Raw genomic sequence first — 14,851 nt, forward strand, 5'->3', positions numbered from 1 at the left:
CTTGTTATTTAATTATTTTATAATTTTTATGATTAACGACCGTACGTTGTTCCAGCTCAAGGTCGCGATAATTATCCATATATGTCAAATCTACTATTACCGAATTCTCATTTACTTTTTCTACAATTCCTTGCAGGCCTCTAAATTCAATGATATTGCCAACCTCAGCTCTCTTCATTTGTACTCTCTCCTTATACGCCAAATTTATATAATTCTGTATTTTTAGTTTGCACTAAAAAAACTTTCCCGTAAAGAAATATGGATATATGATGAACAAAGAAGGCATTTGTTTATATCCATTTCGTGCAGTTTAAAATTAAACCGCTTACCTTTTGGGGTAATCCATTAATCGATGCAGTTAATCTAGGCTAACTTTTGCATCTTAGAAGTAGGATATTAGGCTTATGCACACGTTCAACAGCTTGGACAAAAGTTTATTCGTATGAATGAAGTTATTATAACATAGTTTTCAGTAATTGGTAATTATATGCACATTCATATCTTATAGACATTGTATGCAAGGATGAACAAATTTGTTTCCAGCAATCATGTGTGATAATAATATTTATATGTGCATTGTTTAAAGAAATGATAGGTAATAATGAAAAGGCAGGTAATTGGATTATATGTTGCAGGAAGAAGTTATACATGTGTTAGAGCAATTAAAATCTGGAGAACTTAAGGAATATAAAGTAAGCAAAGCCGATTTTCTCGCTTTCCGTCTCGAACTCGTTAAGAGGGAGGATTTTAAGCATTACCGGGGAATTGCTCAAAGAGGCGGCGATGTTATTTATCAATACCTCGAAGAACCGAGAAGCTAGTTGGTAGGAAAAGACTAGTTGTAGGTAATTGGTATGAGGTATGTGCGTACAAAGCTTTTTTAAGTTTGTGCGATATTTTTCATTGTCTCATCGGAAAAGAAATGCTATCCTACTTTTGAGATGTCTTTTTTAAAAATAACTTAAATGCCTGATAATTATCATTAATTTACATTTTTTCTTATGCTTTTGGAAAAAACTATAATGGTCAAATAATATATATAAAAATGTTGATTTTACAGTAAACACAACAATCCAGCAAGTCTTGTACGCTTGATGGCTATTCGGACAAGTTTAAAATTTACATCTTTTATACTTTCAGTTTACAATAGTAGCTATTAAATTATATATTAGTTATGGATAAACAATTTTCTTGACTATTATATAGGGTTGTTTAAGTTGAAAAGGCTTAATGCATCTTATTTATTATTTGAATGAAGGAGTTTGATTTTTAATGGTAGAAAAACAATTTAAAGTTATCGCAGATACAGGGATTCATGCCCGTCCAGCAACTCTTTTAGTACAAGCTGCAAGCAAGTTTGACTCTGAAATTAACTTGGAGTTCAAAGAAAAAAAGGTTAACCTTAAATCTATCATGGGTGTTATGTCTCTTGGAATCGGCCAAGGCGCTGACATTAAAATCATTGCAGAAGGCAGTGACGAAACAGAAGCTATTAACGGTTTAGAAGAAACATTGAAAAAGGAAGGACTTGCTGAATAATGAGTTTTTTACAAGGAATTGCTGCCTCTAGTGGAATCGCCATTGCTAAAGCATATCGTTTAGTAGAACCGGATTTATCTTTTGAAAAGAAAACAGTAGAAGATGCTGCTGCTGAAATTAACCGTTTCCAAGCTGCTCTTTCTACTTCTAAGCAAGAGTTGGATGCTATTCGTGAAAAAGCGAACAAAGAATTAGGTGCTGATAAAGCAGCGATCTTTGAAGCGCATCTTTTAGTATTAAGCGATCCAGAATTAATCGCTCCAATTGAAGACAAAATCAACACAGAATCTGTAAATGCAGAAGTTGCTTTGAAAGAAACAACAGATATGTTTATCAACATGTTTGAATCAATGGATAATGAGTACATGCAAGAGCGTGCTGCTGATATCCGTGACGTTACTAAAAGGGTTCTTTCTCACTTGCTAGGTGTACACTTGGCTAACCCAAGCATGATTTCAGAAGAGGTTGTAGTGGTAGCGGAGGACTTAACTCCATCTGATACAGCTCAGTTGAACCGTCAATTTGTTAAAGGCTTCACAACAGATATCGGCGGAAGAACTTCTCACTCTGCTATCATGGCTCGTTCTTTGGAAATTCCTGCAGTAGTTGGAACGAAAAAAGCGACAGAAGAAATCTCAAACGGTGATTTAGTAATCGTTGACGGATTGAAAGGTGAAATCCATATCAATCCAACTCCAGAAGTAGTAGAAAGCTACAAAAAAGTTGCTGCAGAATATGAAGAGCAAAAAGCTGAGTGGGCTAAGCTTGTTAACGAGCAAACTGTCAGCGCTGATGGTGTGCATGTAGAATTGGCTGCAAACATCGGTACTCCAAACGATTTAGAAGGTGTTACTTCTAACGGTGGAGAAGCAGTAGGTCTATACAGAACAGAATTCCTTTACATGGGCAGAGATCAGCTTCCAACAGAAGATGAGCAGTTCGAATCTTACAAAGCTGTTCTTGAAGGAATGAAAGGTAAGCCGGTTGTTGTTCGTACATTGGACATTGGTGGAGACAAAGAGCTTCCATACCTTGAACTTCCTAAAGAAATGAATCCATTCCTAGGATTCCGTGCAATTCGTCTATGTCTAGAAGAAACTGGAATCTTCCGTACGCAATTAAGAGCATTGCTTCGTGCAAGCTCATATGGAAACTTGAAAATCATGTTCCCAATGATTGCAACATTAAATGAATTCCGTGCTGCTAAAGCATTGCTTGAAGAAGAAAAAGCAAACTTGACTGCTGAAGGTATAACAGTTGCTGATAAAATCGAGCTTGGAATTATGGTTGAGATTCCTTCAACAGCTGTATTGGCAGACCAATTTGCGAAAGAAGTTGATTTCTTCAGTATCGGAACAAATGACTTGATCCAATACACAATGGCTGCTGACCGCATGAACGAAAGAGTTTCTTACCTGTATCAGCCTTACAACCCATCCATTCTACGTCTTGTTAAGATGGTTATTGATGCTGCGCATAAAGAAGGCAAATGGGCTGGAATGTGCGGAGAGATGGCTGGAGACGAAACAGCAATTCCGTTATTGTTAGGTTTAGGATTGGATGAATTCTCTATGAGTGCGACATCTATCCTTAAAGCAAGATCACAAATTCTTAACCTGTCTAAAAAAGAAATGGAAGAGCTTGCTGAAAAAGCATTGCAAATGTCCACAACAGAAGAAGTTATGGAAGCAGTTAAAGCTGCAGCAAAACTTTCTTAATCAGGCAGAAAAAATAAATAAATTTTTTAATAAAAAAGTGAGGATTCATGTTTAGAATTGCTCACAGCGGGTAAAAATAAACTAAGCACAGGCACTTAAAGTTTTTTAAGTTTGCTAAGCTATTCTCATTTTCCCCTTATTGACTGACTAGTAGCCTAGTCAGTCCTTTTTTTGCTTCTTTTTCTCATGTCCTGTTAATGAAATATTTTAAGCCTGTATGGTATGATTGAGGAGCAAACGAAGAAATTGGGAGGGAGAATGGAATGCTTTCTAAAGAAAATACGGTAATTGGATTTATCGGCATCGGTGTAATGGGAAAAAGCATGGCGCGCAATCTCATGAAAAAAGGGTATTCTGTTGTGGTGTATAACCGCACGAAGGAAAAAGCAGCAGATTTGCTGCAGGAAGGCGCAGCTTGGGCTGCAAGTCCGAAAGAAGCAGCGGAAAAAGCTAATGTTATCATTACGATCGTTGGCTACCCTAAAGATGTGGAAGAAGTGTATTTAGGGGAGAATGGAATCATAACAAACGGCAAAGAAAATACATATGTGATTGATATGACAACATCAACTCCAAGCTTGGCTAAAAAGCTTTTTGAAGAAGCTAAGAGCAAAAAGATGCATGCATTAGATGCACCTGTTTCTGGCGGCGATATTGGCGCTAGGGAGGCTAAGCTGTCGATAATGGTCGGAGGAGACAAGGAAGCCTTCCATGATATGCTGCCAATTTTCGAAATCTTGGGAACAAATATCGTTTACCAAGGTCCGGCAGGCTCTGGACAGCATACGAAGATGTGCAATCAGATTGCCATTGCTTCGAATATGATAGGAGTTTGTGAAGCGATTGTTTATGCTGAAAAAGCAGGCTTAAACCCGGAAAATGTTTTGAAAAGCATTTCGACAGGAGCAGCGGGCAGCTTTTCGTTGACTAACTTGGCTCCGAGAATGATTAAAGGAGACTTTGACCCAGGTTTTTATATTAAGCATTTTATTAAAGATATGAAAATTGCCATGGAAGAAGCAGAAAAAATGGGCATGGAAACACCAGGCTTGACGCTGGCTGAAAGCTTGTACAGCAGACTGTCTGCTTTAGGTCAAGACGAGTTGGGCACACAGGCATTATATAAATACTGGCAGCAATAAAAAAAGGAACTCTCCTTAAGCACAGGAGAGTTCCTTTTTTTGTTTAATGGGAGGCTAAATATGCTGCAAGTCTGTCACATGCCTCTTTTAATGTATCAAAAGAATAAGCGAAGGAAATGCGGAAATAGCCTTCTCCTAAAGCTGAAAAAGCGCTGCCTGGAACAACTGCTAAATTGGCCTTTTCCACTAAATCCAAGCAAAAGTCAAAGGAGCTTGTGCCTGCTACAGGTATCTTAATGAAAAAGTAAAAGGCGCCGTCAGGGTTTATCACTTCTAAGCCCATATCTGCCAGGCGGGAGTAAAGATAGTCCCGTCTTTTTTTATACTCCTCTTTCATTTCTAAACTGTCATTAATGCCGACAGTTAATGCCTGTAATGCTGCTCGCTGGGAAACAGATGACGCGCATGTCACGTTGTATTGATGAACTTTCAATATTTGCTGGCAAATGCTTTCAGGAGCAAACAGAAAACCAATTCTCCAGCCTGTCATGCTGTGAGATTTAGATAGACCATTAATCACAATCGTTTTTTCTCTTAAAAAACTGCCAATGGATATATGATCAGCATCAAAGAGTAGTTCGCTGTAGATTTCATCTGCCAGTACGAATATATCTTTGTCTTTAAGCAGTTCAGCTATAGCCAAAAGTTCCTGCTTGTTAAGGCTGACACCTGTCGGATTGCTTGGATACGGCAAAACGATGCATCTAGTCTTATTTGTTATGTATGGTGCAATAAGCTCTGCAGTAAAGCGAAACCCATTGTCTTTAATATCCACATAAACTGGATCTGCCCCGCAAAGGCGAACTATCGGCTCATATCCAGGATAAACAGGTCCTGGAAGTATCACTTCGACACCTTCGTCTAATATGGTCCGGAAGGCTATATCGATTGCTTCACTTGCGCCTGCAGTTACAATAACCTCTGATTGGGGATTATAGTTTAAGCCGTATTTTTGGTTGACAAAGTTACTTGCTGCCTCTCTGAGTGAAAGATCTCCTGCATTATGAGTATATGTCGTAAAATCCTCATCAATTGCTTTTTTGGCAGCTTCTTTAATATGATCTGGTGTAGGAAAATCAGGCTGGCCGATTGTAAGGGAAAGCATGTCTTTTTTGCCTGCAACCATGTTGGAGAATTTACGAATTCCGGATATTTCAATATCCTTTACTTTTTTGTTTATCAAATATTCCATGTTTTCCACCTTATTTTTTATTTTCTGCTTATTATTAGTATCATAACAAATCCGTGTTATCTTGAAAACATTAGCCTGACCATAAAAAAAGAAGCACTTTGAAAAAAGCGCTAAAGTTTATTGCAAAGATTAATAACCGTAGTCCCAATCTATATCATTTTTGAGAAAAACAATGTCTCCATCCGCGGGCGTAAGAATGAAATTTAATTCCTCTGTGACAGAAGTGTCTGCAATTTGTATATTTTCAACAATGATGATAGATGAATCAAGGTTAAAGAAAATGGCTGTACTATTCATCGGTTTACTTCCCCCCTTATACGCTCCATCTTAAGTTACTGATGCCCTATACAATATCCTATTCGCAAAGGATATTTTCGATTAGATTTTAGCTCGAAATTCACAAAGTTGTGCTTTTTTAAAGCGTATGGCAGAACACTTAAAGTTTTACGATTACAGTTTATTTACATAAAAAGGGTTGTTTCCTTTAATTTCAGCAGATAAGATGGAAAAGGAGGAGGTTATTACCATAAATGTATGGATAATGGGGGTAATCTTCATTTCCTTTCATATAATGATAAAACAAGTTCTGTTTGATTGAAGGAGGTCAATTTATAGAATGGAACAACGAAAAATCCAAACGAAAGATTTACGAGGGCCCGCACTGTATTTTTCATTGCCAATACTCGCTTGGGCTCTATATGATGCAGCAAACACGATATTTTCTTCCAATATTAACACGATATTTTTCCCTTTATATTTAAAAGAGGTAATTGGCTCAAATGAGGTTCAAGACCAAATAGCCAGCACGTTAATATCGTATTCTAACGCACTAGCTAGCTTTTTGTTAGTTTTATTCTCCCCTTTGTTTGGCGTGCTTATGGATAGAACAGGGAGGAAAAAGAAATATATTATCATTTTTACGATCATAACAGTTATTTCAACTGTTCTGATGGGAGTTTTCGGAGGAATCACATTCCAAGACTCTATCATAGGCATACCTATGTCATTATTTATCGTTATATTATTATTCGTTTTTGCAAAGTTTACTTACCATTCTAGTCTTGTATTTTATGATGCGATGATTTCAGATCTTGGCACAAAAGAACAGCTGCCGCTTATTTCTGGATTTGGTGTGGCAGTTGGATATATGGGGACATTGATTGGCTTGCTTGTATACATATTTGTTGGAGATGATAACTTTCATCAATCATTTATCCCGACAGGCTTGCTGTTTTTATTATTGTCTCTACCGCTTTTCTTTATTATTAAAGATACTCCAAAACAGACTGCAGAAAAACAATCCTTTCTGTCTGGCTATAAGGAAATCTATGAAACATTTAAGCAAGCAAAGAGCTACCGTAATATCTTTACTTTTATGATTGCTTATTTCTTCTTAAATGATGCAGTGGCTACGACAATTGCGATGATGGCTGTTTATGCACAAGCCATAGTTGGGTTTTCTACGGGCAAGTTTATTGTTTTATATTTAGTCTCGACACTATCAAGCATAATAGGCTCTTTTATTTTTGGTTACATTGCAAAAAGAATCGGTGCTTATCAATCAATCAGAATTGTGGGGTATCTATTAGTTGCTGCCTTAATTATCGCAACAGCTGCTTGGAATGAGCTGATGTTCTGGATTGCTGGAAGCATGTTTGGTATTGCTCTTGGCAGCATGTGGGTTACTTCTAGAACGTATATCGTTGAAATTACCCCCGAGGAAAAAAGGGGCCAGTTTTTTGGTTTATTTGCCTTCTCAGGTAAAGTTTCCTCTATTGTTGGTCCGCTTCTATATGGAAGCATCACCTTAATTTTTGCTGATTTAGGAGATACTGCGAGCAGGATGGCATTAGGGTCACTAATCATCCTAACTATAATAGGTTTGATCGTGCACGGAAAGGTACAAACAGATAAATAACGAACAAATAGGCTGAAACATAAGGACGTCAATCTCTAATCAAAACCAAACTATTAACGATTAATAGTTTGGTTTTTTGCATGAATATAATAATGAAAAGTCTTAGCAGAATGGAGCGGAGGATACTAGACTTCTGCGGGTAAAAGAGGACACTTTAGCTTCCTCCCCCCCGAAAAAAGCGATTGGACGAGAGCTAATGAACCGAACAATTTATTCGTATTTAGATAGGCTATCTTTTGTTTTGTCTCATCTCCTGTTGGGTTTATGAGACACATCTGTGCAAATTATTTTTTTAGCACTCTTCATAGATTTTAAAAGCGGCCGATATAAAAAAAGAATCAAGGCAAAGCTTTCATCTGAACAAACTTTTGCCAATTATAAAATAAATGTTTAAGTTTACAATAATTGCAACGATATAACGAGTAAGCAGATTATGTTTAGTAGGAAGGACGAAAATAATGAACAACGATAAAGGAATCTTACTAGAGACAGGTACAAATGAATTAGAGATTGTAGAATTTGGTGTAGGCAAAAATAAATTCGGGATAAATGTTATTAAGGTAAAAGAAATTATTAACCCTGTACCTATTACGTCAATTCCCCATGCCCATCCTAATGTTGAGGGCATTATGGAATTGAGAGGAGAAGTGCTGCCAGTCGTAAACCTTGCAAATGCTTTAGGTTTGCCGCCTTCAGAGGAGCCGGAGAAAGATAAATTTATTGTTTCTGAGTTCAACAAAACAAAAATTATCTTTCACGTACATAATGTCTCCCAGATACATCGTATCTCTTGGGAAGACATTGAAAAGCCTTCTGAAATGTACCAAGGTGCAGAAAGTCAAATCATTGGTGTAATTAAGCTGAATGGCGAAATGATTTTGCTTCTTGACTTCGAACGGATTGTTGTTGATATTAATCCAGATTCAGGTATTAATGTTCAGCAAGTGAAAAGATTAGGAACACGTGAAAGAAGCAATAAACAGCTTATTGTAGTCGAAGATTCACCATTGCTACGAAAACTGCTTGAGGATACGCTAGCAGAGGCAGGCTATGAGAAGGTGCATTTCTTTGAAAATGGCCGAGAAGCATTGGAACATTTGCAAGGAGTCATTGATTCTGGCAAAAAGATAGAAGATGTTGTCCAATTGGTGATTACAGATATTGAAATGCCGCAAATGGATGGACATCATTTAACAAGAAAGATTAAAGAGGAAGCTAAGCTTAGCCATCTTCCAGTTATCATTTTCTCTTCCTTAATTACGGAAGATTTAAGACATAAAGGGAAACGTGTCGGAGCGAATGCACAAGTAAGCAAACCAGAAATAGCGGAATTAATTCTGTTAGTTGATGAGTATATTATCTAAAAAAGAAAGACTGCATGAATGATGAATTCTTGCAGTCTTTTTGCTATATGCATTTAACTAATAGCTTTCCCCAAGTCTTTTGAAAACAGGCTTAACATATCGTTTGCTTGGCGGCTTGTTTTGATCTTGGTTGTCTTCTTTTAAACCAGTATATGCAATCAACAGCTTTTTTGCCTGATTAAGAGAGAGGGTAGATTTTGGATTCCTGACGTTTTGGTTTAAAGAACCAAGATGAGGCAATTCTTCAAAATCTTTTTTTGTTGGCGGCAAGTGAAAGGTATATTCCCCGCATTGAACCAGGATATCAGACTGCTGCTGGCTGTTTCTTGGATTGCTGGAAAAGTGAAGCCCTACCTTTTTTGCTTTCCCTTCACTCAGCAGTTTTTGCAGACTTGCCTGTTTCAGCTTATAAAGAAATTTCGGATCTGTTGCTGTTTTAGCATGGCGATTTACTACTGAAATGGATTGAGAGAGGTTTTCGATCGTTGGATGCAGTTGCGGCATTTTTGATGGATGCTTGTGCATTATCTATAAACTCCTTTCTAGTAGAGAATGAATACAAGCTATTATACTATTTTTCCAATAGAAAAGGAATCCTAATCTAAAAGCGTCTTCTATAATGGAATGATTCCTTTTTAAAAGGTTATTATAAACATTTCTTACTAATTGCCGATAATTATACTAAGAAAAACGTAGATATATTATTGATTCCATTATTGTAGACGAACAGCCTGGGATTTATACATTTTAGCGCATGGCTAATTTTGAACGAAAAGCAATAAAAGAAGTAATTAAGGATGATACAAATGAACGGATTTTTTGAGAGTATTAAGGACGAACAGCATCTAGACCCTAATATGAAAATAGAGAGAATCATATTTGAAATCATTTTTAATCATGTTAATGATCTGGTATATATCATGAAGGCAGAGCCTGGTCCTGTTTTTCGCTATGTATTTGCCAATAAGGCAGGCTATATTCACGCGAAGCTCACACCTGATTATATCGGGAAATCATTGCAGGATGTTCTGCACCAAGGTGTATATGGTGGCCTGCAGCTAGAATATGAAAAGGTGTATGCGGAAAAAAACATCCATGTATTCTCTGATGAAGTTATGTTGCCAGAAGGAATTAAAAGATATGGTGAATCTGTCTTAACACCTATACTGGATAAAAATAGGGATGTTAAATTCATCGTTTCTGTTACTAGAGATGTGACAAAACTGCAGGAAGAAAAGCAGAGACTGATTGAAAGAGAGCAGGAAATTCGTTCCATCGTCGATCATAATCTAGACGCCATTTTAGGGATTGATTTAAACGGCTTGGTCCAAACGATTAATCCGGCAGCTGAAAAGTTAATGGAATATCCTTTAGACAAAATAAAAAACAGGTCAATCTTTGATTTAATAGAAGAAGTAAGCCATACATCCTTTAAGGATCAAGTTAGGAAATGCAGGTTGACTCACCTATCTCAGTCACTCGACAGCATGCTGAAAATGAAGAATGGCCAAGTACTTAATGTTCATATTAAAATCATCCCCATTCTAATTAGTAGTACTGCAAAAGGGATGTATATCATTTTAAGAGATATGTCTGAGAAAACAGAGACTGCCGAGAAAATTAGATATATGGCTTTTCATGATCAACTGACAGGTCTGTATAACAGACGCGCTCTTCTGGAAGATTTAAATATTGAAATAAACAAGGCGACTAAAACCGGCCAAGAAATCGCGCTATTGACAATTGACCTTGATCGGTTTAAATACATTAATGACACATTTGGCCATATTGTCGGCGACCAGATATTGATAAAGGTTGCTGAAAGGCTGTTAGAATTCAATAACCAAGATTGCCATGTTTACAGGCAAGGCGGAGATGAGTTCATTATTATGCTATCTAACACAACAAGGCAGAAAACGAGCGCCTTTGCTCAAGCAATTTTGTCGAGGTTTGCCAGCTCTTTTTATCTAAATTCACAAGAATATTATATAACGCCAAGTATCGGCATCAGCATGTATCCTAACGATGGGAAGGATGAAGATACACTTATCAAAAATGCGGATGAAGCACTTTTCCGAGTGAAGGAAAGAGGAAAAGCTCATTCTCAATTTTACCGGTCTGATATGAATGTCGCTTTAACAAATATCGTAACATTGGAAACTAACTTGCGAAAAGCGGTGCAAAATAAAGAACTGACCCTTTTTTATCAGCCGCAGATTGATTTAAAAACTCAGAGTATTAAAAGTGTTGAGGCGTTGCTGCGCTGGGATAGCCCTGTCCTTGGAATTATTTCTCCAGGTGAATTCATCCCTCTTGCAGAGGATACTGGACTTATCATCCCAATTGGCAACTGGGTGATTGAAACAGCTTGTCAGCAAATCAGCAAATGGTTGAAGTCATTTAATGATGGTATTCGAATTGCCGTCAATATTTCACCAAAACAGTTTGAACAGCCGAATTTTGTTGACATTATCAAAACAGCCATTATAAAAAATGATATTCCGCCGCACTTGCTGGAAATTGAAATAACAGAAGGGGCTATGCATAATTCTAAAGATGCTATTCCTATCCTTCGGAAATTAAAGGAGCTTTTCTGTTGATGATTTCGGGACAGGATACTCCTCACTCAGTTATTTAAAACAATTTCCGATTGATATTTTAAAAATTGACCAATCATTTGTCAGAGATGTGCTAAAGAATGTAAAGGATGCGGCTATAATTACAACCATTATCCACTTAGGAGAGAATCTGGGCATGGATGTCATTGCAGAAGGAGTAGAAAGCCGGGAACAGGCTGATATTTTAAAGGCAGCTAACTGTCATAAAGCGCAAGGATTTTATTATTCCAAGCCGCTCCCTGCTGAGGAAGTTGAACGTTTTTTACAAACAAAAATCAGCATTAATAACAGGAATGAACTACCTGGTTTGTGAATAAAATGATAGTGGATTATAGGAAACATAGGCAGGGAATCTGGCTATTCTCTTGTTTTTAACGGCCATCCTTGGATATTTCCGAGGATGGCATTCTTTATCTATAGCTGACAGCTCTATGCTTTAATGCTGCCCAAGATTCAATAAATCGTGACTTGCTTACTTTTACTTTTTTTCTTCCTGACAGTGGATCGTTTAAATAAACATATTTATCATCATACCCAACGAGGACAACAGCGTGCAAATCAAGTGGTGTTTTGATTGTTCTGCCATTATGCTGCCATGATTCCCATCTGTCTGGTAGTCGGTAGTCTCCAGTAGTCCATACTACAACGGGGTATCCGTCAGAAACATGCTTTTCAACAGCGGAAAAAGAAAGGTTAGTTAAATTAACGGCCCTTTCAGGCAAATAATTATTTACTAAATCTTCTATTGGCTGGTCAAACACAGCGTAGCCGCTCGTTTTGCCTGTCATATCTCCTACAAACCCTACAGCCGGGTCACCCCAGCTTATGATGTCCCCTCGTTTTTTAACAAGAGGGTCAGTATCCTTAGATACCTTTTTATATAAATCCATTTTCGTTACTTTCACCCCAGCATATTGCAGTACCATAGCAAGACTTGTGACTTCACACCCATATTTAAGCTCAGGGTTTTGCTTGATCAGCGGCACATTAAGCATGATGGACCTTTTCTGCGTGGAGGCAGCGTGTGTTTTTTGACTTAAGGCAAATTCCATTCCTATTTGTGATTGTTGGAAGCAAGTGATAAGCACCAACAGAGATAAAAGTCTAAATATACGCATTAGCAACCTACTTTCGATTGCCGGCTCCTATGGTAATTAGGATATGTGTTTATTTCCTGTTTATAAGTATCAACACTTTCCAGTTGAATGAACGATTTGCTTATATGCTCAATATTCAAAATAAATACGTTTCATGGCTATATTAAAGGGAAAAAGTCTAATTTTTTATGGTATAATAAGTCATTATTTATAGGGAGGCTGATCAAAATATGGACGCTTTAGATATTTTGACAGATCTAGATAATGTCATCCCTTATTTCCAAGCCATTTTTAGTGCTGACGAACATACCGTTATTGGATATGAAGTATTAGGAAGATATACTGGAATAAATGGAACAGAAAGCTTAGGCCCGTTTTTTTTAGATGAGTCGATTCCAGAAGAGTATAAAAATGAAGTAGACAAAGTAGTGCTAACAAAAGCATTAGACAGAGCGATAGAGCTTGATGATAATTTCCTGCTATTTATCAATCGTGATGCAGATCTTCTTATGTATGATGACGGCGAGGATTTCTTGCAAATGCTTATGTCTTATGAAGAAAAAGGCTTTGATTTAAATCGGATTGTACTGGAGATATCGGAACGAAATTATACCGGACAATCAGAGCATCTCGATCATTTGCTTGTCTACTATCGAACATTTGGAATTAAAATCGCTATTGACAAAATGGGAAGCGAAAGCAGTTATGTTGACAGAATTGGAGAACTGGCTCCTGATATCCTGAAAATTGACCTTTTGGCTCTTCGTTCCACTTCCACTTCCCATATGTACCAGAATGTTCTCTATTCCTTATCAATGCTTGCTCGAAAAATAGGGGCGAACCTTTTGTTTGAGAATATTGAAATGGTACATCAGCTGCAATTTGCTTGGAAAAACGGCGGCAGATTTTATCAAGGCTTTTATTTGCATCATCCAGAAGAACATTTTGTGGAACCAACCATCCGGCAAGCCAAATTAGGGGCAGAGTTTCATGAATTTATCTCTTATGAAAAGAAAAAGCTGACATCAATTCTTCAATTAACAGATAAATTTCAAACGAAACTTCATGAGTTGCTGCAGAAATATCGTAAATATTCAAGCTATGAAGAACTGTTAAAGAACTTGTCTAACGAGTTGACAGATGTAGCCTTTAGAATGTATGTCTGTAATGAAGATGGATTTCAAAAATCAGCCAATATTTTTTATGATAACAGCAATTGGGTACTGCAAAGGGAGTATGTTAATAAAAACTGGAGCTGGCGCCCATATTTTCTCGAAAATATCATTAAGATGCAAAATGAAAAAAAGGGCATCTTATCGGACTTGTACAGTGATATTGAAACAGGCGGGACAGTCAGAACATTCTCCTATCCTCTTGATGCTAACGAATTTCTTTTTATTGATCTGTCCTATAACTTCCTTGATAAGATGGAAGTGCTTATTAATTAGACCCGCTATGGGTCTTTTTTATTTTGGGTGTCAATCTTTAGTTATTTCGGTTGTTTTTCGGGTATATGTATAATATCGCAGAAAATTGTCAAAGCATTACAGAATTTAACGAACGAAAAATCGAATACTGTGAATAGATTATTGTTATCATTAGAAAGAGAAAGGGGAGACGGCAATGAAGAAAACGATGCTTTGCATTTTTTTATTAATACTTGCCTTTGGAAATGCCCAATTTACCTATGCTATGGAGAAGGACAAGCTGTCTGAAAGAAAGGATGTACTCTTATTTTTAGAGGAAGCCTTTCATGCACAGGTACATTTAAGTGAAAAGCACAGAGAACTCTCTGAAGTTAACTCATTGTTAACACCGTATTTTTCTGACGATTATATTAATAAGTTTCTAAAAGCAAATCTAGTCAAAGAAAACGGAAAGTATATAATCTATGGCAGTGATTTTGCACCATACTATATTCCGTACTTTCAGTTTTCAGAAAATACAGAAATAGATATTCATTCTCAAAAGATTTATGTATACGAATATTTTGAATCACCAGATGATGGCCCCCTATATTATGAGGACCACTATGAAGGAATGCTACTGGAGAAAATAAATGGTCAATGGAAAGTATCAAAGCAGCTTTCCGATGAAGAAATAACGAAGTATTTGTCAAAGAATGCGAAGAATGAAAATAGTGAAGTGGAAAAAGTGTCTAGGTTGAACAAACTTGCAGACTTACAAGTTTTCGCACAATTAAAAGTCATCTTTAGTCTTCCTTTTGCACAAAATGGACGATAAATAATGGGAGTTGTTTGCA

At 37.0% G+C, this 14,851-nt stretch carries 13 protein-coding genes and 1 pseudogene; 9 read left to right on the plus strand and 5 right to left on the minus strand.

Going from position 1 to position 14,851, the window contains the following annotated elements:
• Positions 1-4: 4 nt before the first annotated feature.
• On the minus strand, positions 5-178 hold the full coding sequence (locus tag MKX82_RS06325; protein ID WP_233314631.1) for a YkvS family protein: 174 nt from the start codon (positions 176-178) through the stop codon (positions 5-7).
• 448 nt (positions 179-626) lie between these two features.
• Here MKX82_RS06325 and MKX82_RS06330 point away from each other — a divergent pair, with 448 nt between their 5' ends.
• From MKX82_RS06330 to MKX82_RS06345, 4 genes are all read left to right on the plus strand, one after another.
• Positions 627-821, plus strand: a complete 195-nt coding sequence (locus tag MKX82_RS06330) for a hypothetical protein (protein ID WP_233314792.1) — start codon at positions 627-629, stop codon at positions 819-821.
• Between the two features lie 451 nt (positions 822-1,272).
• Positions 1,273-1,539 carry a phosphocarrier protein HPr gene (locus tag MKX82_RS06335; protein WP_127735011.1) on the plus strand — a complete coding sequence of 89 codons (267 nt, stop codon included), beginning with the start codon at positions 1,273-1,275 and terminating at the stop codon, positions 1,537-1,539.
• The gene (gene ptsP / locus MKX82_RS06340) at positions 1,539-3,257 is read left to right on the plus strand and encodes a phosphoenolpyruvate--protein phosphotransferase (RefSeq protein ID WP_341075802.1); all 1,719 of its coding nucleotides are present in this window, start codon (positions 1,539-1,541) and stop codon (positions 3,255-3,257) included. Before MKX82_RS06335 ends, ptsP begins: the two co-directional genes overlap by 1 nt.
• Positions 3,258-3,520: 263 nt before the next feature.
• A complete protein-coding gene (locus MKX82_RS06345) occupies positions 3,521-4,399 on the plus strand; it encodes an NAD(P)-dependent oxidoreductase (RefSeq protein WP_233314628.1) in 879 nt (292 codons plus the stop codon).
• Positions 4,400-4,442: 43 nt separating this feature from the next.
• Here MKX82_RS06345 and MKX82_RS06350 read toward each other — a convergent pair whose 3' ends face one another.
• Positions 4,443-5,591, minus strand: coding sequence for an aminotransferase A (locus MKX82_RS06350; protein WP_341075806.1), 1,149 nt, complete (start codon positions 5,589-5,591; stop codon positions 4,443-4,445).
• A gap of 129 nt (positions 5,592-5,720) precedes the next feature.
• Positions 5,721-5,888: a hypothetical protein gene (locus MKX82_RS06355; RefSeq protein ID WP_341075807.1), complete on the minus strand. Its 168-nt coding sequence runs from the start codon at positions 5,886-5,888 to the stop codon at positions 5,721-5,723.
• Between the two features lie 319 nt (positions 5,889-6,207).
• Between MKX82_RS06355 and MKX82_RS06360 the strand changes: the two genes are divergently transcribed.
• Complete coding sequence (locus MKX82_RS06360; RefSeq protein ID WP_233314624.1) at positions 6,208-7,509, plus strand: MFS transporter; 1,302 nt, start codon at positions 6,208-6,210, stop codon at positions 7,507-7,509.
• 458 nt (positions 7,510-7,967) lie between these two features.
• Positions 7,968-8,873 carry a chemotaxis protein gene (locus MKX82_RS06365; protein ID WP_233314623.1) on the plus strand — a complete coding sequence of 302 codons (906 nt, stop codon included), beginning with the start codon at positions 7,968-7,970 and terminating at the stop codon, positions 8,871-8,873.
• A 57-nt stretch (positions 8,874-8,930) separates the two neighbouring features.
• Here the strand turns inward: MKX82_RS06365 and MKX82_RS06370 are convergent, their stop codons facing one another.
• Entirely contained in the window at positions 8,931-9,398 is a 468-nt protein-coding gene (locus tag MKX82_RS06370) for a YkyB family protein (RefSeq protein ID WP_233314621.1), read from the minus strand.
• A 395-nt stretch (positions 9,399-9,793) separates the two neighbouring features.
• Between MKX82_RS06370 and MKX82_RS06375 the strand changes: the two are divergent.
• A pseudogene (locus MKX82_RS06375) lies at positions 9,794-11,804 on the plus strand (EAL domain-containing protein).
• A gap of 97 nt (positions 11,805-11,901) precedes the next feature.
• Here MKX82_RS06375 and MKX82_RS06385 read toward each other — a convergent pair.
• Positions 11,902-12,609 (minus strand): C39 family peptidase, encoded by a 708-nt coding sequence (locus tag MKX82_RS06385; protein WP_233314617.1) that lies wholly within the window; start codon positions 12,607-12,609, stop codon positions 11,902-11,904.
• A gap of 209 nt (positions 12,610-12,818) precedes the next feature.
• Between MKX82_RS06385 and MKX82_RS06390 the strand changes: the two genes are divergently transcribed.
• Together MKX82_RS06390 and MKX82_RS06395 are read left to right on the plus strand one after the other, a co-directional pair.
• Positions 12,819-14,036 (plus strand): EAL domain-containing protein, encoded by a 1,218-nt coding sequence (locus tag MKX82_RS06390; RefSeq protein ID WP_233314616.1) that lies wholly within the window; start codon positions 12,819-12,821, stop codon positions 14,034-14,036.
• Between the two features lie 175 nt (positions 14,037-14,211).
• The gene (locus MKX82_RS06395; RefSeq protein ID WP_341075821.1) at positions 14,212-14,832 is read left to right on the plus strand and encodes a DUF3993 domain-containing protein; all 621 of its coding nucleotides are present in this window, start codon (positions 14,212-14,214) and stop codon (positions 14,830-14,832) included.
• The last annotated feature ends 19 nt before the right edge of the window (positions 14,833-14,851 follow it).

This window comes from Niallia sp. FSL R7-0271, from assembly GCF_038005785.1.
Lineage (GTDB): Bacteria > Bacillota > Bacilli > Bacillales > Cytobacillaceae > Niallia.

What these genes read in the sequence shown, in the direction of transcription:
- MKX82_RS06325 (WP_233314631.1), bottom strand. Translation starts at nt 178, where the DNA reads ATGAAGAGAGCTGAGGTTGGCAATATCATTGAATTTAGAGGCCTGCAA.
- MKX82_RS06330 (WP_233314792.1), top strand. Translation starts at nt 627, where the DNA reads ATGTTGCAGGAAGAAGTTATACATGTGTTAGAGCAATTAAAATCTGGA.
- MKX82_RS06335 (WP_127735011.1), top strand. Translation starts at nt 1,273, where the DNA reads ATGGTAGAAAAACAATTTAAAGTTATCGCAGATACAGGGATTCATGCC.
- ptsP (WP_341075802.1), top strand. Translation starts at nt 1,539, where the DNA reads ATGAGTTTTTTACAAGGAATTGCTGCCTCTAGTGGAATCGCCATTGCT.
- MKX82_RS06345 (WP_233314628.1), top strand. Translation starts at nt 3,521, where the DNA reads ATGCTTTCTAAAGAAAATACGGTAATTGGATTTATCGGCATCGGTGTA.
- MKX82_RS06350 (WP_341075806.1), bottom strand. Translation starts at nt 5,591, where the DNA reads ATGGAATATTTGATAAACAAAAAAGTAAAGGATATTGAAATATCCGGA.
- MKX82_RS06355 (WP_341075807.1), bottom strand. Translation starts at nt 5,888, where the DNA reads ATGAATAGTACAGCCATTTTCTTTAACCTTGATTCATCTATCATCATT.
- MKX82_RS06360 (WP_233314624.1), top strand. Translation starts at nt 6,208, where the DNA reads ATGGAACAACGAAAAATCCAAACGAAAGATTTACGAGGGCCCGCACTG.
- MKX82_RS06365 (WP_233314623.1), top strand. Translation starts at nt 7,968, where the DNA reads ATGAACAACGATAAAGGAATCTTACTAGAGACAGGTACAAATGAATTA.
- MKX82_RS06370 (WP_233314621.1), bottom strand. Translation starts at nt 9,398, where the DNA reads ATGCACAAGCATCCATCAAAAATGCCGCAACTGCATCCAACGATCGAA.
- MKX82_RS06385 (WP_233314617.1), bottom strand. Translation starts at nt 12,609, where the DNA reads ATGCGTATATTTAGACTTTTATCTCTGTTGGTGCTTATCACTTGCTTC.
- MKX82_RS06390 (WP_233314616.1), top strand. Translation starts at nt 12,819, where the DNA reads ATGGACGCTTTAGATATTTTGACAGATCTAGATAATGTCATCCCTTAT.
- MKX82_RS06395 (WP_341075821.1), top strand. Translation starts at nt 14,212, where the DNA reads ATGAAGAAAACGATGCTTTGCATTTTTTTATTAATACTTGCCTTTGGA.